Origin of the sequence: Acinetobacter sp. 251-1, assembly GCF_030329305.1 — a bacterium.
GTDB classification, from domain to species: domain Bacteria; phylum Pseudomonadota; class Gammaproteobacteria; order Pseudomonadales; family Moraxellaceae; genus Acinetobacter; species Acinetobacter piscicola_A.
The window spans coordinates 1-20889 of sequence record NZ_JACANS010000014.1 but is presented as its reverse complement, the minus strand read 5'-3'; the positions used below and the strand labels follow the sequence as shown (position 1 = coordinate 20889).

The 20889-nt window shown below is 34.0% G+C and carries 19 protein-coding genes and 1 pseudogene; 6 read left to right on the top strand and 14 right to left on the bottom strand.

Going from position 1 to position 20889, the window contains the following annotated elements:
- Positions 1-6 precede the first annotated feature (6 nt).
- From galU to tviB, 12 genes are all read right to left on the bottom strand, one after another.
- On the bottom strand, positions 7-882 hold the full coding sequence (gene galU, locus HX129_RS12510; RefSeq protein WP_286436233.1) for a UTP--glucose-1-phosphate uridylyltransferase GalU: 876 nt from the start codon (positions 880-882) through the stop codon (positions 7-9).
- Positions 883-908: 26 nt separating this feature from the next.
- The gene (locus HX129_RS12505) at positions 909-1535 is read right to left on the bottom strand and encodes a sugar transferase (protein ID WP_286436231.1); all 627 of its coding nucleotides are present in this window, start codon (positions 1533-1535) and stop codon (positions 909-911) included.
- A 19-nt stretch (positions 1536-1554) separates the two neighbouring features.
- Positions 1555-2787 (bottom strand): glycosyltransferase family 4 protein, encoded by a 1233-nt coding sequence (locus HX129_RS12500; protein WP_286436229.1) that lies wholly within the window; start codon positions 2785-2787, stop codon positions 1555-1557.
- A 6-nt stretch (positions 2788-2793) separates the two neighbouring features.
- Positions 2794-3864 (bottom strand): non-hydrolyzing UDP-N-acetylglucosamine 2-epimerase, encoded by a 1071-nt coding sequence (gene wecB / locus HX129_RS12495; RefSeq protein WP_286436227.1) that lies wholly within the window; start codon positions 3862-3864, stop codon positions 2794-2796.
- Positions 3861-4970, bottom strand: coding sequence for a glycosyltransferase family 4 protein (locus HX129_RS12490; protein WP_286436224.1), 1110 nt, complete (start codon positions 4968-4970; stop codon positions 3861-3863). Before HX129_RS12490 ends, wecB begins: the two co-directional genes overlap by 4 nt.
- Positions 4971-4972: 2 nt before the next feature.
- Positions 4973-6193 carry an O-antigen ligase family protein gene (locus HX129_RS12485; protein WP_286436222.1) on the bottom strand — a complete coding sequence of 407 codons (1221 nt, stop codon included), beginning with the start codon at positions 6191-6193 and terminating at the stop codon, positions 4973-4975.
- Between the two features lie 71 nt (positions 6194-6264).
- A complete protein-coding gene (locus HX129_RS12480; RefSeq protein ID WP_286436220.1) occupies positions 6265-7665 on the bottom strand; it encodes a lipopolysaccharide biosynthesis protein in 1401 nt (466 codons plus the stop codon).
- Complete coding sequence (locus HX129_RS12475; RefSeq protein ID WP_286436218.1) at positions 7662-8834, bottom strand: glycosyltransferase; 1173 nt, start codon at positions 8832-8834, stop codon at positions 7662-7664. The genes HX129_RS12480 and HX129_RS12475 overlap by 4 nt, the downstream gene beginning before the upstream one ends.
- Before the next feature lie 3 nt (positions 8835-8837).
- Entirely contained in the window at positions 8838-9917 is a 1080-nt protein-coding gene (locus HX129_RS12470; protein WP_286436217.1) for a DegT/DnrJ/EryC1/StrS family aminotransferase, read from the bottom strand.
- A gap of 1 nt (position 9918) precedes the next feature.
- Positions 9919-10500: a UDP-2-acetamido-3-amino-2,3-dideoxy-D-glucuronate N-acetyltransferase gene (gene wbpD, locus HX129_RS12465; RefSeq protein ID WP_286436216.1), complete on the bottom strand. Its 582-nt coding sequence runs from the start codon at positions 10498-10500 to the stop codon at positions 9919-9921.
- A gap of 14 nt (positions 10501-10514) precedes the next feature.
- The gene (locus HX129_RS12460) at positions 10515-11462 is read right to left on the bottom strand and encodes a Gfo/Idh/MocA family protein (protein ID WP_107008963.1); all 948 of its coding nucleotides are present in this window, start codon (positions 11460-11462) and stop codon (positions 10515-10517) included.
- Between the two features lie 31 nt (positions 11463-11493).
- Positions 11494-12792, bottom strand: a complete 1299-nt coding sequence (gene tviB / locus HX129_RS12455; protein WP_286436214.1) for a Vi polysaccharide biosynthesis UDP-N-acetylglucosamine C-6 dehydrogenase TviB — start codon at positions 12790-12792, stop codon at positions 11494-11496.
- A 240-nt stretch (positions 12793-13032) separates the two neighbouring features.
- Here tviB and HX129_RS12450 point away from each other — a divergent pair, with 240 nt between their 5' ends.
- The 6 genes from HX129_RS12450 to bamJ (HX129_RS12425) all read left to right on the top strand — a co-directional run bounded on the left by HX129_RS12450 (position 13033) and on the right by bamJ (HX129_RS12425) (position 19106).
- Positions 13033-14136, top strand: coding sequence for a polysaccharide biosynthesis/export family protein (locus tag HX129_RS12450; protein WP_286436213.1), 1104 nt, complete (start codon positions 13033-13035; stop codon positions 14134-14136).
- Positions 14136-14564: a low molecular weight protein-tyrosine-phosphatase gene (locus HX129_RS12445; protein ID WP_111860654.1), complete on the top strand. Its 429-nt coding sequence runs from the start codon at positions 14136-14138 to the stop codon at positions 14562-14564. The genes HX129_RS12450 and HX129_RS12445 overlap by 1 nt, the downstream gene beginning before the upstream one ends.
- Before the next feature lie 21 nt (positions 14565-14585).
- Entirely contained in the window at positions 14586-16778 is a 2193-nt protein-coding gene (locus HX129_RS12440) for a polysaccharide biosynthesis tyrosine autokinase (RefSeq protein WP_286436212.1), read from the top strand.
- 184 nt (positions 16779-16962) lie between these two features.
- Positions 16963-17670: a BamJ family beta-barrel-assembly machinery protein gene (bamJ, locus tag HX129_RS12435; RefSeq protein WP_111860652.1), complete on the top strand. Its 708-nt coding sequence runs from the start codon at positions 16963-16965 to the stop codon at positions 17668-17670.
- Positions 17671-17710: 40 nt separating this feature from the next.
- Positions 17711-18400 (top strand): BamJ family beta-barrel-assembly machinery protein, encoded by a 690-nt coding sequence (bamJ, locus tag HX129_RS12430; RefSeq protein ID WP_111860651.1) that lies wholly within the window; start codon positions 17711-17713, stop codon positions 18398-18400.
- A 55-nt stretch (positions 18401-18455) separates the two neighbouring features.
- Positions 18456-19106 (top strand): BamJ family beta-barrel-assembly machinery protein, encoded by a 651-nt coding sequence (bamJ, locus tag HX129_RS12425; protein ID WP_353622018.1) that lies wholly within the window; start codon positions 18456-18458, stop codon positions 19104-19106.
- A gap of 68 nt (positions 19107-19174) precedes the next feature.
- On the opposite strand, the gene murJ is transcribed toward bamJ (HX129_RS12425), so the two are convergent.
- Both murJ and HX129_RS12415 read right to left on the bottom strand, forming a co-directional pair.
- Complete coding sequence (gene murJ / locus HX129_RS12420) at positions 19175-20716, bottom strand: murein biosynthesis integral membrane protein MurJ (protein WP_111860649.1); 1542 nt, start codon at positions 20714-20716, stop codon at positions 19175-19177.
- Positions 20717-20800: 84 nt separating this feature from the next.
- Positions 20801-20889 (bottom strand): annotated as a pseudogene (locus tag HX129_RS12415) (RNA-guided endonuclease TnpB family protein); the annotation flags it as partial.

Here is a 20889-nt window from a genome sequence, read left to right as displayed (position 1 = left end):
GAATCTTTATAAATCTAATTCTTGAATGAGCTGTTTGAACTCTGTACCCAATTTTGGATGCTCAATGCCATAGTGTAATACAGCTTTTAAATAACCAATTTTACTACCACAATCAAAGGTTTGACCTTTCATACGATACGCTTCAACGGTTGCTGTATTTTGTAATGCAGCAATCGCATCGGTCAACTGAATCTCATTACCTGCACCTTTGGGTGTATTTGCTAAAAGTTGCATAATTTCAGCAGGTAAAACATAACGCCCCACAACCGATAAATTTGAAGGTGCAGTACCTACTGCAGGTTTTTCTACAATCCCTTGCATTACGATGCTTTCACCTTCATTCGGTGATTGAGCAACATCAACAATACCGTATTGATCGACTAAATGATCAGGCACAGCTTCAACCATAATCTGTGACGCATTGGATGCTTGAAAACGTTCAATCATTAAAGCCAAATCATTCTTTGTATCTGCATCTTTCACTAATACATCAGGTAATAAAACGGCAAAAGGTTCATTTCCAACAATATCTTTAGCACACAGTACAGCATGTCCTAAACCTAAAGGTTGAGGTTGACGCACGCTCACAACACTGACATTTTTAGGCAAAATATCGGTAATTTCTTTGAGTAAATCAAATTTCTTTTTATTTTCTAAGGTCGTTTCTAACTCAAAATTACGATCAAAATAATTTTCAATGGATGCTTTAGATGAGTGTGTTACAAGAATAATTTGTTCGATTCCTGCAGCAACCGCCTCTTTTACGACATATTCAATCGCAGGACGGTCTACCACTGTGACCATTTCTTTAGGAATAGACTTACTTGCAGGTAAGAAACGTGTGCCTAAACCTGCCACAGGGAGAATTGCTTTTTTGATCATAATTTAATTAACTAACGCTTTTAAATTTACTGATGAGAGTGTGGTTTGGTATTTGTTGAAGTGTTGTTACCAGAAAATCGTTCTGCACCCACTTCTTGGTCAGGTGCATTAATACCTTCTTTCTTCAGCATCACTTCAACTGTTTTAAACATAATTTTAAAATCAAGTAAAGTAGATTGTTTTTCAACATATTCTACATCTAAATCAAATTTCTCTTCCCAAGACAAATTATTACGACCGCTGACTTGAGCCAGCCCTGTCATTCCTGGTTTTACCTCATGGCGACGCATTTGATGAGGTGTGTAGTGATCTAGAAATTCTTTCATTTGTGGACGAGGACCCACAATACTCATATCACCTTTCAGTACATTAATAAGCTGAGGCATTTCATCTAAACTTGTAGAACGCAATTTTTGCCCAAATGGTGTAATACGTTGGTCATCAGGTAAAGGATGACCGTCTTTATCAAACGCATCCTTCATTGAACGAAATTTAATCATCTTAAATAACTGACCATCTTTACCTGGGCGTTCTTGATAAAAGAAGATTGGAGAGCCTAGATTTTTACGAACTTTATTTGCAACAATGAGAAAAATTGGTGAAAGAAGCATCAATGCTACAGATGCAATAAATATGTCAATCAGCCTTTTCATAAATTTTATGCTCTCTTATTTACAGTTCAAGAACCCGCTCTAATTCTTGAGCCAATTTACTATACTCATATTTAGATTCTGCTAATGTTCGACCATTATAGCCCATAGCAAGACGCTCAGATGCAGGCATTTGCAGCAATAACTGTATTTTTTTTATTAGATCTGGCACATTTTCTGGAATAAATTCATATCCAGCATTTGCTTCAGAAACTGGTTTGTAATTTCCTGAATCTATACCATACAATAATGGTTTACCTGAGTATAAATAATCAAATAATTTATTCGGTGAAACCCCATATTTAAAGAGTGGATCTTGCGTTAAACCAATATAACAAACATCAAATTCATCTAACATACTTTGAATTTGGATTTTAGGAATTGGATCAATAAAAATTACATTTTTAAGATCATGCTTTTGTGCATAAACTTGTAATTCTGCTTTATAATCACCTTTACCTACAATAACAAAAGCGATCTGGTCATTATCCTTAAACGCTTTTGCAGCCTGCAACAAATAATGTAAGCAATTGGCTAAGCCTAAAGTTCCTGTATAACCAACAATAAACTTATTTTGTGGCAACAATGCTTTGATTTGTGGATCAAGTGGTTCTTTATTTGATACTTCATCTTGAGAAAAACCATTTGGAATCCAATGGAACTTAGTGCGATCTAGTCCTCTAGACACCATATGCTCTACTGAATTTTTCAAATTTGATATTACTTTATAAGAGTTTTTGTAGGCACGATCTTCAATCCATTGTAGCAACATAATAAATGGATGAGATTTTGAATATCCGCCTAGTTCTAATAAAGTTAAAGGCCAAATATCTCGAACTTCAAAATATAAAGGCACTTTTAACTTTTTAGCTAATTTTTCAGCTGCCATATATGAAACAAGGCTTAAAGAAGAATTCAAAATTATATCTGGCTTTTCGGACAATATTTTCGGTAGTTTCAAAATTTTCCAAGAAAACTCAAACCAATTCAATACACGACGTTTACTGCGTGATTCAGCATATTCAGGTACTTTAACCCAAACATAATTAAAATTTGGCGCATGATTTTCAATATAAAAATCATCTTCAAAAGTTAATGGTTGTCTTAAAATATGTGTATATGAAGCCGCAATAATATAAACATTATAACCTAGCTTGGCGAGTTCCTGACCAAGGTAATAATGTCTCCCCGCAAAACCAGTCTGCGGGGTTGAAGCATAATGATTAATAATCCAAACTGTCTTCTTTTGACTCATAATTCTTTAGTTCTTCTCAAGGACATGAACAATATTTTGTGAAGCTTGACCGCCACCATATAAGTTAGAAGGATCTTCGATCAATTTACCTAACATTGCTTGTGTCAACTCAATAATTTTTTGAGTATCAGCACCAGCCAAGACATTGACACCATGTTCAATAAGCTCAACCCATTCTGTTTGATCTCTCATTGTAATACATGGTTTTTTAAAGAAAAATGCTTCTTTTTGTACACCACCACTATCTGAAACTACAGCACTACAATGCTTCAACAACCAAATCATTTCCAAATATCCAACAGGTTCTAACACAAGCATTTCTAAAGTTAGACCTAAAGACTTAACAACCTTTTGAGTACGTGGGTGTAATGGTAAAACAACTGGTAAAATATTTTTATGAATATAGTTTAAAGCATCTATAATTGCCTTTAAACGCACAGGATCATCTGTGTTTTCTGCTCGATGTAGCGTCGCGACAATAAAATCAGTATCAGGTACGTGATTTAATGCTTCACCTTTGACTGCTCGTTCAGCAAAAAACATTGATGAATCTTGCATCACATCACCAACATTCAATACTTGTACTGGTTTATTGGCAAAACCTTCATTATTTAAATTTTTTACTGCTGTATCTGTTGGGCAAAATAAGATATCACTGACTTGATCCGTTAAAATACGGTTAATTTCTTCAGGCATGCGCATATTAAAACTACGTAATCCTGCCTCAATATGCGCAACAGGAATATGAAGTTTTGAAGCAGCCAGCGCACCTGCTAAAGTTGAATTGGTATCACCATATACCATTAAACGATCAGGTTGTTCAGTTAGGCAAATTTTTTCAATTTCTTCTAACATACGTCCAGTCATTGAGCCATGACTACCACTATTAATATCTAATTGATAGTGTGGTTTTGGAATACCTAATTGATCAAAGAAAATATTAGACATATTCGCATCAAAATGCTGACCTGTATGAATAATTTTTTCTTCTAAATTTGAGCTTTTTTCAATAGCTGCTGATACAACACTTGCCTTAATAAATTGTGGGCGTGCGCCAATCACTGTTAATATTTTCATACTTCACCTAATAACTCTTGATAAACTTTAATTAATTTAGACTCTTCAATTTTCCAATTATACTTTGTATTTACTGCATTTATTCCATTTTTTCCCATTTCTTCTGCAAGCTTTTTGTCTAATACCAAACGATCAATTGCATTTGCTATTTCCTTGGGGTCTTCAGGATTTACACATATTCCACATTGATTCCCTTCAATAATACTTTGCCATAATGGATAATTGGCACCAATGACTGGTATACCAGCACTCATATATTCAAACATTTTATTAGGCTGTGCATCAATATGATTAGGTACTGGTAAAAAGGTTACTAATCCAGCTATAGATCTTTGTAAAACATCTCGAACTTGCTCTCGATTTAACTGTCCTAACTCATTAACAGAGTTCCATCCTTTACTATTTTTTACATTCTCATAGGTGGCAGTTTCCGAAAATTTACCAACTAAGTTTAATTGAGTGTTAGTCTTTAATAAAGCTAATGCATTTACACTTTCTTGAATTCCTCTAATCTTAGAAATCCCTCCCACATAAGCAATTTCATTTTTAATAGTAATCCAGTCCTTATCCAAAGGCTGAAGCTCACCCAACAATGGATAATTATTAATATCAATCACATTTTTACAAAAATTAGAAAATTTCTGACAAATAGCTGGAGTTGCTGTAACGATTAAATCCAACTTTGAACAAACATAATGTTCATAATACTTCATAGAAAATGAAATAATTTTTGCTAAGTGTTTATTTAGATAGGGTTTAGTTAAAACTTGTTTAGGAAAGTCTTCATGAGCATCAAAAATAACTTTCTTACCTTTTCTTTTCAATTTTAATGCAACTGGTAAAAGTTCAGGATCATGTAAATGATACAAGTCAGCATCTAATTCTATTGCTTTATTATAAATTAATTTAGTAAGTGCAAACATCCGATTTAATCTTCCATTTGGTTTACCAATATCAATAATATTTACATTATTTGCATTAGAATCACCTAACCCATCTGCAACTATAAGAGTTACATTAAATCGCTGAGCTAATGATGTACATTGTTTCATAAATATTCGGATATCATTTCGTTGATGAACTGATGTCAAATGTACTATATTCATAATTACCACTCTTTACTAAACTTTTTATTTCTTAAAATAAATACACTTGAAAGTATGAAAAACAAAGATAATGGATTAAATGGTGTATCAAGAATAACTTCAAAAGATTGTTGTATTAAACAAGTTAAAATAAAACATGAAAACAAAAGTAAATTTTGTTTTTTACTTTCCATAAAAATATTATATATTGAATTCACCAATAAGATAAATATAAATATAAATATACCTAATGAACCAACAATACCCAATGAAACTAGAAAAAATAGATATAAATTATGGGTACTAAATGCTGCCTGTCCATCAAAAAAACGGTAATTACCAAAACCAAGTCCAAAATATGGTTTTTCAAAAAAGTTTTTTATCGCATCTGCCCATATAACATCTCTATATGTTAAACCAGCAGAGTCAACCCTTGTATAAAAAATATCCCAGTAATCCGATTGATAAAATAAAAATAAAAATAAAAATAAAAATAAAAATGATATTATTTTAATTGAAAAATTAATTTTAGATAAAATAAAAAAAAGAATCATCGACACTAATAAAGCAAATATCGGACCTCTTGCCAAAGTCAAAACAAACATAATTAAATTCAAAATAGCAAGCACTATAATAACATTCTTTTTAAAGACACTTAAGTCATTTAAAATAAAAAGTAAAAAAGTAAAAAAACCAACAATTAAAATTGGTGCAAATGTATTTTGATTTAAATATATTCCAGTCATCGCAAACAATCGACCACTACCACTTAAATCTTTAAAAGTTTCAAGTGTTTCAGTATTTTTATCATAAATATTGAACTCATATAGACCAAAACTAGAAATTGATGATAAAACAACCACAATCACTGAGCAAACCAAGAAAGGTAAAATAACTTTATTTAAACTAAAATTCCCGACAATATATTTAAAAAATATAAATAACAACGGATAAAAAAAAGAAAATAAAATAAATCTATTTAAATTAGGATAACTATTAATATTATAGACATAACTAATAGTTACTGGCAAAATAAAAATAAAAATAAAAATAAGTTCCTTAACATCCACCTCATGCTTCACCAAAACATATAAAACTGAAATAACAATTAAAATAATAGAAGAAAATAAAAATATATTAGAAATAAGTGTAGGTAATATACTAAACCCACTAAAAAAAATTAAAGTTACAATTAAAAAAAATGATAGATACGATAATTTTTTGAGACTTAAAAATCCAACCATACCAACCTCTTAATTAAAAAAATATACATAAAAACACTCAATAGCTAAAATAAAAACTTATCTATCCTACTTTATTTAATAGCCTTAAAACCTTGTCTCAATGGTATTTTAAAAATAAAAAAACCAAAAATTAACAAAAAAATCCATATTATTTTCATTTCAAAATCAGTAAGGAATTGCAATGAGTTTAATACTGCTGTACATAGTAACATTGATGTTACTAGGTATAATTTCTTTGTTTTGAACTTCTCCCAACATCTATTAGAGAACTCTGTCCGTAATATTAAAAAAAGCCAAAATGCAATACTTGAAGCAATCGATGCACCAGCTGCACCTAGTAAAGGAATTAAAAAATAATTAAATGATATACTCAGTATTAAAGCTATAAAAGATGCATACATTGAAAAAAATGTTTTTCTAGAAATAGCAATGCCAACTGAACTTACTTCAGAAAGTGTGTAAAAAAATGGAACTAATAAACAACTTGTAATTATATATTGCACAATATAGTAATTTTCTGGTAAAAAAAACATAATTAACCAAGAAAAAAGACCTGATAATACAATTAAAAAATATACTCCACATAAAGTATATTCTTGTATATCACATATTTTAGGATAGTTTACATTTCCACTACTAACCCATTTAAAAACCATAGGTGACCAAATAGTATTAAATACTCCAGCAAAGATAGTTGCCACACCTGCGATACTAAATGCCATGGAGTACAATCCTAATTCATTAAAATCTGCTAAATTTTTAAGCATTAACTTATCTGTAACATTAAGACCCCATGATGCAAGTCCACCTATAATAAGAGGAGAACCAAATTTAATTACTCTCTTAAACTTAACTACATCAAAATTCGTTTTTAAAATTTCGATCAGCGTATCTTTATTATTCCATAATAAAATCAAAACACAGAAAAAAAGTGATAGTACTTGACCTATTATTAAATTTTTAAAATTTTTATCTAAATTAAATATATATATTGCGAATATAAAATTTATAAAAAAAACTTTAGGTGTAATCTGACTGATAGAATACAAAAAAGCTCTATCCTGCATCCTCAAAATTAAACCTAAAAATCTTATAATAAAAGCAAATAAAAAACAAATAATAGATAGACAGCTTATATATATGCTATCTATACCATATAAAGCTATAGATATTATTTTTGAATTAAAAATAAATAAAATTAAAAAAAATATTAAGCAAAAAGTAAATCCTGGCAAAAAGCAACTTTTAAAAAGAGATTCCTTGTCATCACTTTCATGAAATTCTCGGACATATGCTTGATCTAGACCCAAACAAAAAAATAAAATCGAAAATGTCGAAAAAATCTGTAACATAGAAATCCGACCTATATCTTCAGTCGAAAAGAACCATGCCATTACAGGTAAACTTATAAATCCTAAAGCAGCAGCTCCAAATGGACCTAAAGCATAGCCCATAACCTTTTTTAGATTCATCTTTTTACCATACTATAAATTTTTATAAGTTCACTAACTACAGCGGCTTCACTAAAATTATCTATACAATATCTTCTAATATTAGATGCTGTAAATAGACTTAATTTATTATGATAAACTGCTAGCATAGCTTCTACATATTCATCTATATTATTTTTTTCCACCAAATAACCAACTTCTGGACTTATAATAGATTCAGGTCCTCCACATTTAGTAGATATAACAGGCTTTCCTAAAGCCAATGCTTCAACAAGTACAACACTAAATGTTTCAATGTCACTAGCGACTAATAATGCGCTTGACGTATTAATTTCTTTTATTACATCTTCTCTATTCAATAGCCCTAAGAAACTTACGTTTTCTTTTATATTTAAATTTTCAACTAAACTCTCTAATTTCTCTCTTTGCGGTCCATCGCCTACTATTTTCAATTTAGCATTTATATTACTCTTTAAAACCTTATGAAAAGCATTAATAATTAAATCAACATTTTTATTCTTATTTAACATACATACACTAATAAATGAAAAGTCACACTGCTGAGAATCATAAAGTTCGTGCATTAAAAACTTATCATTAACAATATTTGGTAAATAAAACCATTTATTCTCATTAAACAAATAATTTAACTTATCAGCAAATGCTTGACTAACAGCAATACATGAACTTGATTCTTTTACAATTTCCTTAAGACTATTTATTTCATTAATATCTACTGAATCTGAAAAAAAATGACTGCTATGTTCAGTTATAACATAAGGTATTTGATATTGTTTAAAAATTTCATATGCTAAATATGCACCATTAGTCATAGAATGCACATGAATCACATCTGGTTTACCATTATCTTTTACATATCTGTGGAATAATTTTAAACCTTTCGATATCCATTGTTTACGTATTAAAGAATAAAATTTAGGAGTAAATACAACTGAATGATATCTATATGTCTTTACTCCATTATCTAAGCATAAATCTAAACCATATTTTTTCTTAAATACTCCATTAATGTCCTTTAATGATCGACTTAAAGGAGAAATTACGCCAACTTTCAAACTATATTTTTGTAAAGCTATTGCTTGTTCACGAAAAAAGCTCCCTCTTATATCTTTTGAATCATATGGATACCATGATGGGATAATCAAAATATGAGGGAGCTGAATATTCATGAATTAACTACTTAAACAATTAACAATTTTTTCTTGTGCTTCAAGTGTCAAATAAGGATGCATTGGCAAACTCATTACACACTCAGCAATTGCATCACCTACAGGTAAAACAGCATCATTTGCTACTGCAGGCTGCTTATTCAATGGAATTGGATAATGTACAGCCGTCGGAATACCTTGTGCTTTTAGCTTTTCCTGAACTTCATCACGATTTTCCACTTGAATGGTATATTGCGCCCATGCACTTTGATTGTGTTCTTCAATATATGGAGTGGTTGAGATTCCCGCCTCATTGAAAAGTCGTGTATATGTTTCAGCAACACGTTGACGTGCTTGCATTTCATCATCCAAAATTTCAAGTTTTGGCAGTAAAATTGCAGCTTGTAACGTATCTAAACGACTGTTCATACCCACACGAATATGATGGTAACGACGATCTTGACCATGACGTGCAATTTGACGAATAACTTTTGCAAGCTCATCATCATTGGTAAAAATAGCACCACCATCTCCATAGCAACCCAAAGGTTTACTTGGGAAAAAGCTTGTACATGCTACTGTACTTAAATTACAACTCTTACGACCTTTATATGTTGCACCAAAACTTTGCGCAGCATCTTCGATCACAGGTAGATTATACTTTTCAGCAATTGCATTAATAGCATCAAAATCAGCACATTGCCCATATAAACTTACAGGAATAATGGCTTTAGTACGCGGAGTAATCGCCGCTTCCAACTTTTCAATATCTAAATTATATGTTTTTGGATTAACATCAACATATACAGGCGTTGCACCCAATACTGCAACTGTTTCCGCTGTCGCAATATAAGTAAACCCAGGTGTGATTACTTCATCACCAGGACCAATACCAAATGCCATTTGCACGATCTGTAAAGCATCGGTACCATTTGCACAAGTAATGCAATATTTTGCACCGACATAAGCTGCAAGCTTCTCTTCCAACTCTTTTACTTCAGGTCCAAGAATATATTGACCATGTGTTAATACATTTTGAATACCCGCTTCAATTTTATCTTTTAGACGAGTTTGTTGTGCTTTTAAATCAATAAATTCAATCATTTTAAGCCTGCTGCTTGGTCACAACCTGACCATCCAAACGGTAAATTGCACCAGTATGTGAGCATACTACTTCTGCCTGACCTGTGATTGGCAATGCCAATTGCTCACCAAATTCACTCATCCAGCCAATTTGTTTTGCAGGCACACCCACCATTAATGCATATGCAGGTACATCTTTATTAATGACAGCACCAGCGCCTACAAAAGAATATTCACCGATAGTCACACCGCACACGATGGTACAGTTTGCACCTAAAGTCGCGCCTTTTTTCACTAAAGTATTGCGATATTGATCTTTGCGCTCAATAAGAGAACGAGGGTTATATACATTTGTGAATACCATACTTGGTCCACAAAAAACTCCTTCTTCCAAAGTCACATTATCATAAACTGAAACATTGTTTTGAACTTTACAATGATCACCAATAATAACTTTGTTTCCTACAAATACGTTTTGCCCTAAAGACACGCCTTGCCCAATTTTGGCACCGCCACATACGTGAACAAAATGCCAAACTCGAGAATCATTTCCAATTTGCGCGCCTTCATCAACAATCGCACTTTCATGTTGATAAAAACTCATAATAGAATCCCTGATTATTTTTTTACTTTCGCTAATAATGGGTGTGGATTTGTAGGATTTTCTACTAATGGTGCCACACGGATCACTTCAACTGTTTCAATTGCAGCACGGTTTTCTTCAACACCGTAGCCTTTGCCTTCTAAAATACGTTGATAGCTTTGTGTATGAAGATCGGTGAAACCACCTGAGAACTCAAGCTCTTCATTTTCAATGGTAATGCTACGATAAGTTAATTTTTCACCCTGAACTGCATTTTCAGGTAAGTTATTTGCATCGATAGACAAGAACCAACGTACACGAGCACGTTCATATTCTAAATAACCAGAAGCTGTTTTTTCATCACGGTGATGGACTTCATTCTTCACAATTTTGCCAAAAATAAAGTGCAACATATCATAGAAATGCACACCGATATTGGTTGCAACACCACCTGATTTATTATCAACGCCTTTCCATGATTTTAAGTACCATTTACCACGCGAAGTTAAATACGTTAAGTCAACATCAAAAATTTTACCTTCGGGCGCTGACTGTACTTTATCACGTAAAGCAATAATCGAAGGATGTAAGCGTAACTGTAAAATTGAGTTTACTTTTGCACCATATTGTTTTTCGTATTCAGATAATAAGTTTAAATCTTCTGAACTTAATACCAATGGTTTTTCACAGATGACATCTATACCATTTTTCAAGGCATATTTCATGTGAGGCGCATGTAAGTAGTTTGGTGAACAAATTGCAACGTAATCGAGCTTTTCACCTTTTAATTTTTGGTCTTCCACATAGGCTTCAAATTCTTCAAACTCTGTAAAGAACTCTGCTTCAGGAAAATGGCTGTCCATGATTCCAACTGAATCGTTAATATCCATTGCAACAGCTAAAGTATTACCTGTTTCTTTAATCGCTTTAAGATGGCGAGGTGCGATATATCCTGCTGCACCGATAAGAGCAAACTTTTTCATTCTATATACTTCTTTCTTTCGATCATTAAAATTAAAGGCGGAAAACAGTAAAACCTTGTGCGACCATTTCATCACGATCAAACAAACTTTTCACATCAGACAAAACAGGTTTTTCTGTACGTACTAAACGACGTAACTGCTCAGCTGTCAATGTGCGGAATTCATTATGTCCAACAGCTACAATCAAGCTATCTACAGGATTGTCTTCATCAATAACCTGAAGATCAACACCATATTCATGTTTTACTTCTTCAGCATCAGCCCATGGATCAGCAACAACAACTTGTGCTCCCCAAAGTTCTAATTCTTTGACTAAATCAGACACTTTACTATTACGAATATCTGGACAATTTTCTTTAAAAGTTATGCCCAAAACACCTACTTTTGCACGAGGCACATCAATACCATTTTGCAGCATATGTTTGATGGTATTACGAGCAACATAACGTGCCATATTGTCGTTAATACGACGACCTGCAAGAATGACTTGTGGATGATATCCAACTTCTTCTGCTTTATGTGTTAAATAGTACGGATCTACACCAATACAGTGACCCCCCACTAAACCTGGACGGAAAGGTAGAAAATTCCACTTACTTCCTGCTGCTTCTAATACATCGACAGTATCAATACCGATACGATCAAAAATAACAGACAATTCATTAACCAAAGCAATATTTAAATCACGTTGTGTATTTTCAATCACTTTAGCTGCTTCAGCTACTTTAATACTTGATGCTTTATGTGTTCCAGCAGTAATAATACTTAAATAAACACGATCTACGAGATCTGCAACTTCTGGTGTACTACCACTGGTAATTTTCTTAATTTTAGTTAGTGTATTAACTTTATCACCTGGATTAATACGTTCTGGACTATAGCCCACAAAAAAATCTTCGTTAAATTTTAAACCTGAAAATTTTTCTAAAACTGGAACACAAACTTCTTCTGTTGCGCCTGGATATACAGTTGATTCATAAACAACAATATCACCCTTGGAAATCACTTTACCAAGTGTTTCACTTGCTTTTTGCAATGGTGTTAAATCTGGACGATTCACATGGTCAATTGGTGTTGGAACGGTGACAATATAAAAATTTGCGCTTTTTAAGTCTTCTAAATCAGCACTATAAGAAAGATGTTGTGCTGTTTTTAACTCTTCTGGGCTGACTTCTAAAGTATGATCTTGACCACTTTTCAACTCATCAATACGTTTTTGATAAATATCAAAACCAATCACAGAGGTTTTTTTCCCGAACTCTACTGCTAATGGTAAACCGACATAGCCTAATCCAATTATTGCTATCTTTAGTTGTTCAATCTGAAACATGCTTTTAAAATCCTGAGACTGGTTTTGAGTCCAGTTTATTAGATAAAATAGAGTTTCATTCTAAATGAAAAGCTTGTAAATATTAACTGAAATTACATGTTTTTAACCAAAACGATTCATTTTATGTATTAATTATATTTATGCTAAACAAGTCTAGTAGGAATTTAACTTGTAATAGAATACAATTCGACCCATAAGGTCACTCCAAGTTACAATTTAATACAATTAAGGGTTTTGAATGTGAAGTATGCTCACACCTCACTTTTTTTAGCAGTTTCGTTTTTATTTACTGGTTGTGCTATGACTTCTGGTCTGCAAACTTATGATGTGCCTGAACAAGGACAATATCAAACGGATCAAGGTGCAGCTCTTAATGTTGTTCAGCTAACACAAAGCACTTTACCGAGTATTTTAAATACAACTGATATTCAATCCCAAAATTTATATACTTTGTTCCAAAATCAAAATAAAGTCTATCGTCTCAGTCCTGGTGATGTTCTGTCGATTCAACTGTGGGCATATCCCGAAATCACCCCTCCTGTGACTCAAATGACCAACGATACGTCTGTACTCGCAAACGGTTACCGTATTGATCAAAATGGGTATATTCAAGCGCCACTGATTGGTACGTATCGTGCTGAAGGCAAAACCCTAACGCAGATTAATAAAGAAATGCGTAGCTTATTTGCCAAATATTTAAAAACGCCTGATGTCGTTGTACGTGTACTTTCCTATGAAGGAAAACGATATTTTGTCAACGGGCAAGTGATGAAAAGTGGTCAATATACTTTAAACGATCAACCCATCAGTGTTTATACAGCATTAGGTCAAGCAGGCGGGATTAATTCTCAAACAGGTGACAATACCAATATTCAACTGATCCGTCATGGTCAAACCTATAATCTAAATACCATTGCACTTGAGAAACAAGGCTTATCTTTACATAATCTACTCATTCAACCGAATGACACTTTATTTGTAAATACTAAACAAGATCAGAAACTTTATGTATTAGGTGAATCTACCCGTACGCAAGCAGTAAATTTACGTGATCAAGGGATGACTTTAAGTGATGTATTGGGTGAAAGTGGTGGGATTAATCCAAACTCAGCTAGTGCTGCACGTATTTATGTGATGCGTACAGACCTTAATACTAAAGGCTCAACTGTCTATCAATTAGATTTAAGTAGCTTTGGTAATTTTGCATTAGCCAACCAATTTGCCATGCAAAAAAATGATATTGTTTATGTCGATGCAACTGGATTAACCCGTTGGCAACGTGTTATTAATCAAATCATTCCATTCTCAAATGCTTTATATAATATTGATCGGTTAGGGCAATAATGCAAATCCAAAATATTCTTGTCGTATGTGTGGGTAATATTTGTAGAAGTCCAATGGCTGAGTATTTTTTGAAAAATGCGCATCCTCAATTACATATAGAATCTGCTGGCCTTTCAGCGATGGTCGGACACACCGCTGATGATAAGGCCATCGCATGTATGGACAACAAAAACATTGATATGCGTGGGCATGTTGCCAAACAGATCAATGCTCAACTGATTAAGAAGTCGGATCTTATCTTGGTCATGAGTCACAAGCAGCAAAAACATATTGAGCAAACTTGGCCTTTTGCAAAAGGCAAAGTGTTTTTGCTTGGACATTGGCAAAATATCAATGTGCCTGACCCCTATAAACATGATCAAGCATTTTTTATAGAGACATGCGATAATATTCAACGTTATGTCACTGATTGGCAATCACATCTTTAAATTTTAATTAGTTGCAGTCATATGAACCAAAATTCAAAAACGAATGATGATACCATCGACTTAAAAGAGTTATTTTTTTCCTTAATTGCGCAGTGGAAAGTGATTGCCCTTTGTGTAATTCTGAGCCTAATTTGTGCTTTATTATACCTGCGTGTCACGCCGAACACCTATTCTACCGATGCACTGGTACAAGTTGAAGAAAGTAAAGGGGCAGGTGCCGCTGCACTTTTAGGTGATTTATCGTCTGTTGTTGAGCAAAAATCTCCCGCTCAAGCTGAAATTGAAATCTTAAAATCTCGTATGGTTTTAGGAACTGTGATTCAGGATTTAAATCTCAATATCCAAATTCAAGATGATGAGGATGGTAAACTCCACCGTTTATTCAATAAAGATGAAATCCTTTTAGATTATCGTAAAGATGGTGTTTTTTATCAAAAGAATCAATCCAGCTTTTTAATTAAACAATTCAATGTGCCTGCTTTTTATCAAAATAAAGCACTCAGCTTAGATTTAACGACACCGAATCAATTTAAACTGATAGATATAGAGAAAGAACAAGTTATTTTTACTGGGAAGTTAAATCAACTGAATCAAAATATTGATCGTTATGGTTCATGGTCAATTGAGATTGAGAGCAAAGCACCTTTTAAGCAAACTTTCACCATTGTTAAACAATCCTTACCTGCTGCTGTCACATCTTTAAATGCTGATTATTCTGTAGCAGAAAAAGGTAAGCTTACAGGTGTCATCGGGCTTAATTATCAAGGTCAAGACAAACAACATATTACTGAAGTTCTAAATAATATTTTACATGTATATCATGCACAAAATATTGAGCGTAAAACTTTAGAGTCGAAACAAACTTTAAAATTTTTAGATAAACAACTACCTGAGCTCAAACAACAGCTTGAAGAGTCTGAAATTAAGTTCAATAAATTCCGTGAACAATACAATACAATTGATGTTACGCAAGAATCTGAGTTAATGCTCAAACAAAATATTGAACTCGAAAAAACACGTATTGAATTAAAGCAGAAACAAGCTGAACTTTCTGCAAAATATACCGCTAGTCATCCGTTAATGGCTGAAATCAATGCTCAATTGGCAACTATTGATAAAAAAGCTGGCGAACTCAATCAAGCGTTAAAACGTTTACCTGAAACACAACGTCTGTATTTGCAATTGTATCGTGATGTGAAAGTCAACAGCGAACTATATACTTCTTTACTTAATAACTACCAACAATTAAAGATTGCTGAAGCAGGTGAAATTGGTAATGTTCGTATCATTGATACAGCTGCTGAACCGATTGAACCTATTAAGCCACGTAAACTCATTATTCTCATTCTCTCTATTTTTGTGGGTGGTTTTGTTGGCGTATTAATTGCGTTATTACGTAATCTCATGCATACAGGCATTAAAGACTCAGCGCAAATTGAAAATGAGTTAGATCTTCCTGTTTATGCGACGGTTCCACGTTCTCCTGTACAAGAAAGTCGTATTCAAATTCTCAAGAAGAAAAAATCGATTCCTATTCTTGCAGTGAAAAACAGTGATGATATTGCCATTGAAAGTTTACGTAGTATTCGTACCACGATTCACTTTTCTCTAGCAAATGCCAAAAATAATATCATTGCGGTATCCGGTCCTGCACCTGAAGTCGGTAAATCATTTATTTCGACAAACTTGGCGACTATTTTTGCACAGAGTAATAAACGCGTCTTGTTAATTGATGCCGATATTCGTCGTGGGTATTTACACAAATATTTTTCTCGTGAGACTTCCCCTGGTTTGACTGAACTTTTAAACAATCAAAGTTCACTAGAACAAACCATTTTTAAAACCCAAGTGCCAAATTTAGATTTTATTGCGCGTGGTAAAAACCAGAGCAATCCATCTGAAATGTTAGCTTCAAGTCAATTTAAAACATTACTTGAACAACTGTCTCAACAATATGATCATATCATTTTGGATACACCACCTGTATTGGCGGTGACTGATGGTATTATCATTTCACAATATGCAGGTGTGAACTTAGTTGTCGCTCGTTATGCTAAAACTCAAATGAAAGAGCTTGAAATAACGCTTACACGTTTTGAACAAGCGGGTAGTAAAGTCAACGGTATTATCTTAAATGATATTAACCGTGCATCAGGTAGTAGCAGCTACGGCTATAACTATGCTTATAGCTATACCTCACATAAAGATGATTAAGTTAATTGAATGTCGAAAAATCCAGATCTATGATCTGGATTTTTTTTGGGAAATCCCTGTATATTTTTCGTTGATTTCATTGAATAAGTATATCGTTTCAGAGTAAGACGTTATATGCTTTGAGAGTTCAAGCTATCATTTAAAATATTTAGCTTTTTGCACGATAAAAATTTTAGGAAAGACCATGAGTAAAGCCTTACCCATCGCTGTTGCTGTATTATTAGGCGGTGCTGCACTTGTTCCTGTTTACTATGCAACACAACATCCTGTGGATGTAAATGCAAGTTCTATCTCCAAATCAGCAAAACCTGTCGAAAAAATCAGCTATGCTTTAGGCTATGAAGTTGCCAGCCAAACGCCACCTGAAGTTGATGTAGATACATTTATTACAGGGATCCGTGATGCACATGCGAAAAAAGAACGCATCTTCACTGATGAAGAATTACAAGCTGCGTATATTGAATTCCAAAAAGAAATGCAGACGAAACAAATCGCTGACTCAAAAGAAGCAGTATCTAAAAGTGATAATTTCTTAGCGGAAAATGCGAAAAAAGAAGGGATTAAAACCACTGCTTCTGGTCTACAATACAAAATCACTAAACAAGGTGATGGTAAAGCACCCTCTGCCAATTCTGTTGTTACTGTCCACTACAAGGGTCAACTTCTTGATGGTAAAGTCTTTGACAGTTCATATGATCGTAATAAACCTACTGAATTCCCACTAAATCAAGTGATTCCAGGTTGGGCTGAAGGTTTACAATTAATGAAAGAAGGTGGAAAAGCGACCTTATATATTCCATCTAAATTGGCTTATGGTGAACAAGGTTTCCCTGGTGCTATTCCTCCAAACAGTACCTTAATTTTTGATGTTGAATTAATTAAAGTAAAATAAAAATAAGGAGAGCATCTGCTCTCCTTTTTGGATGTATATGATGAAGAAAATAATTTTAGGGTTAAGCATTTTAATGGCAGTAAGTCATAGTCACGCTGCAACTGTTAATAATAAAAGCCCACAAAAAGATCAATTTAGCTATAGCTATGGTTATGCTATGGGTAAAACGTATGCCGATATTTTAAAAGATATTCATCCAGAGGCTTTTTTACAAGGCTTACAGCAAGGTGCGCTTGGACAAAAAACCAGTTTAACCGATGAAGAAATGGCGAAGGCTTTAGCACAGTATAAACAACAAAGTGAAGCCAAACAGCTCATAGCATTTCAACAAACAGCACAAGAAAATGGCAAACTTGGTGAAGCTTTTTTAGCTGAAAATGCAAAAAAATCAGGCATTATGACCACAAAATCAGGTTTGCAATATCAAATTGTACAAACAGGTCAAGGAAAAAAACCGACTGTGACATCCAAAGTATCCGTTAATTATGAAGGACGTTTACTCGATGGTACGGTTTTTGATAGCTCAATTGCACGTGGGCAACCTGTTGATTTTCAAGTCAGCCAAGTCATTTCGGGCTGGACGGAAGGTTTACAACTGATGCAAGAAGGTTCGAAATATCGCTTCTTTATTCCTGCAAAATTAGCATATGGGGATATGGGGGCAGGCGATAGCATAGGCCCGAACAGTACCCTGATTTTTGATGTTGAATTATTAAAAATTTTACCTTAATTTTTTATTTATATTTTGAGAGCTTTTTAGCTCTCTTTTTATTCAAAGGTCAAACATGCTTAACAAAACCATAATTTTTTCAACACTTATATTATCTCAATCAGCTGTTTTTGCTGCATCTGCACTTGATAAAATCAGCTACGCACTTGGTTATGAAGTGGCCTCTCAATCTCCTCAGGAAGTGGCGATTGAACCATTTATTCAAGGCGTTCGTGATCAAAAAGCACAGAAAGCCAACGCATATACTGAAGAAGAATTACAAACAGCATATCATGAGTTTCAAAAAACATTAACAACCCAACATCTGCAAGAAGCGACAAATAATAGCGCGAAAGAATCTCTGTTTTTAAAGGAAAATGCCAAAACACAAGGGGTAATCACCACGGCTTCAGGTTTACAATATAAGATCCTTTACCAAGGGACAGGTAAAAAACCCACGCCAGCGTCTATAGTAACCACACATTACAAAGGTCAACTTTTAGATGGAACAGTGTTTGATAGCTCTTATGCGCGTGGTAAGGCAATTGAATTTCCATTAAATCAAGTGATAGAGGGTTGGACTGAAGGTCTACAATTGTTAAATACTGGCAGTAAAGCAACGCTGTATATCCCCGCAAAACTTGCATACGGTCAAGATGGTGTACCAGGAACGATTCCACCTAACAGTACATTGATTTTTGATATCGAATTACTCAAAGTAAAATAATTAACCATAAAAAAACCTATAACTTAGGGATTAAGTTATAGGTTTAATTCTAAATTTAACAAATTAAATCAATGTTTTAAATGACGTGGTCTAAATCCGCTTGCCACTAAACCAATCGCATAGGCCAACACACCGACGACACACAATCCAACTACTTCAAATATACGAATCCACTGCGCAGCACTACCATCATACCAAGTTAATGCATACCACAGCACAGCAATCATGCTGATATTAGCAATGAAAAATTGTACAAATAATTTTTTCCAATGTGCACCAAAACGGAAAATATTGCGTTTATGCAAATAGAAATACAGCATACCTGCATTCACCAATGCAGAACCTGAAGATGCAATGGCAAGTGCCATATGCTCAGCATGCCAATCAATCAGTTTAAAAATACCAATAAAGATCACGTTTAAAATTGCATTCGCTGCAACGGCCATTAAACCAACACGTACAGGCGTCTTTGTATCTTGAATCGCATAAAAACCAGGTGCAAAGACTTTAATCAACATAAATGCCAATACCCCTGCACTCATACATTGCAACGCCATAGCCGTCATTTGTGTATCACGTACATCAAAAGCACCATGTTGGAAAAGCGCTTGAATAATCGGCGTAGACAGCATAAACAGTGCAATACTTGCAGGTACACCCACTAAAACAATGACACGGGCTGCCCAATCTAGCATTTTTCTAAATTTTTCTTGGTCTTGTTCAGCTTTACTCATCGACAAAGACGGTAAAATGACAGTACCGATCGCGACACCAATTAAACCTAATGGTAGCTCTGTCATGCGCTCGGCACTGTATAACCAAGACACTGAACCATCCTGCATAAAAGATGCCCAAATGGTATTGAGTAATAAATTAATTTGCGTGACCGAAACACCAAACAAAGCAGGCAACATTAATTTTAAAATGCGTTCCACACCTTCATGTTTAAAATCAACTTTTGGTGGAATCAATAATTTTTTACGCCACAATTCAGGAATTTGAATGGCAAGTTGTAAAATGCCTGCTGCAACCACAGCCCAACCCAGTGCCATGATGGGTTCAGCCATATGTGGAGCAAGCCACCATGCCCCTGCGATCATTGCAACATTTAACAGTACAGGTGAAAATGCAGGTGATGCAAATGAACCGTAACTATTTAAAATACTGCTGGCAAATGCTGTCAGTGACATAAACATCAAATATGGAATCGTTAAACGAAACATATCAACAGCTAAGTCAAATTTAGCAGGATCATCATGGAAACCAGGTGCATAAATATACAAAATCACAGGTGCCGCAATCATAGAAAATAGCGTCAATAATGACATAACCGTTAATAAACAACCAAAAACACGGCTAATTAAAATCTGTACTTCGGCATGTAGTTTTGTAGTTTTATATTCAGTTAAAACAGGAATAAAGGCTTGTGAAAAAGCTCCTTCAGCGAATAATCGCCGAAAAAAATTGGGGATGCGAAATGCAACAACAAAGGTATCAAAATCCTTACCTGCACCAAAAACATTTAACAACACCATATCTCGTACGAGTCCTAAGACCCGAGACAACATGGTCATAGAACTGACAATAAAGGTGGATCGCCACAGCGCCATTGCATTTACCTAGTTAAAATAAAGTCGTTATTGTAAAGAAACTCAAAACAAATATCGTTGTAAAATCTTGACATCCTCCCCGACCTAAAGGACGGGGATTCCTCCTGCGAGACGCTCATGTCCGAGCGCAAGAATATTCAGTGCGGCATTTATATCCCGATCCCATGAGCTAC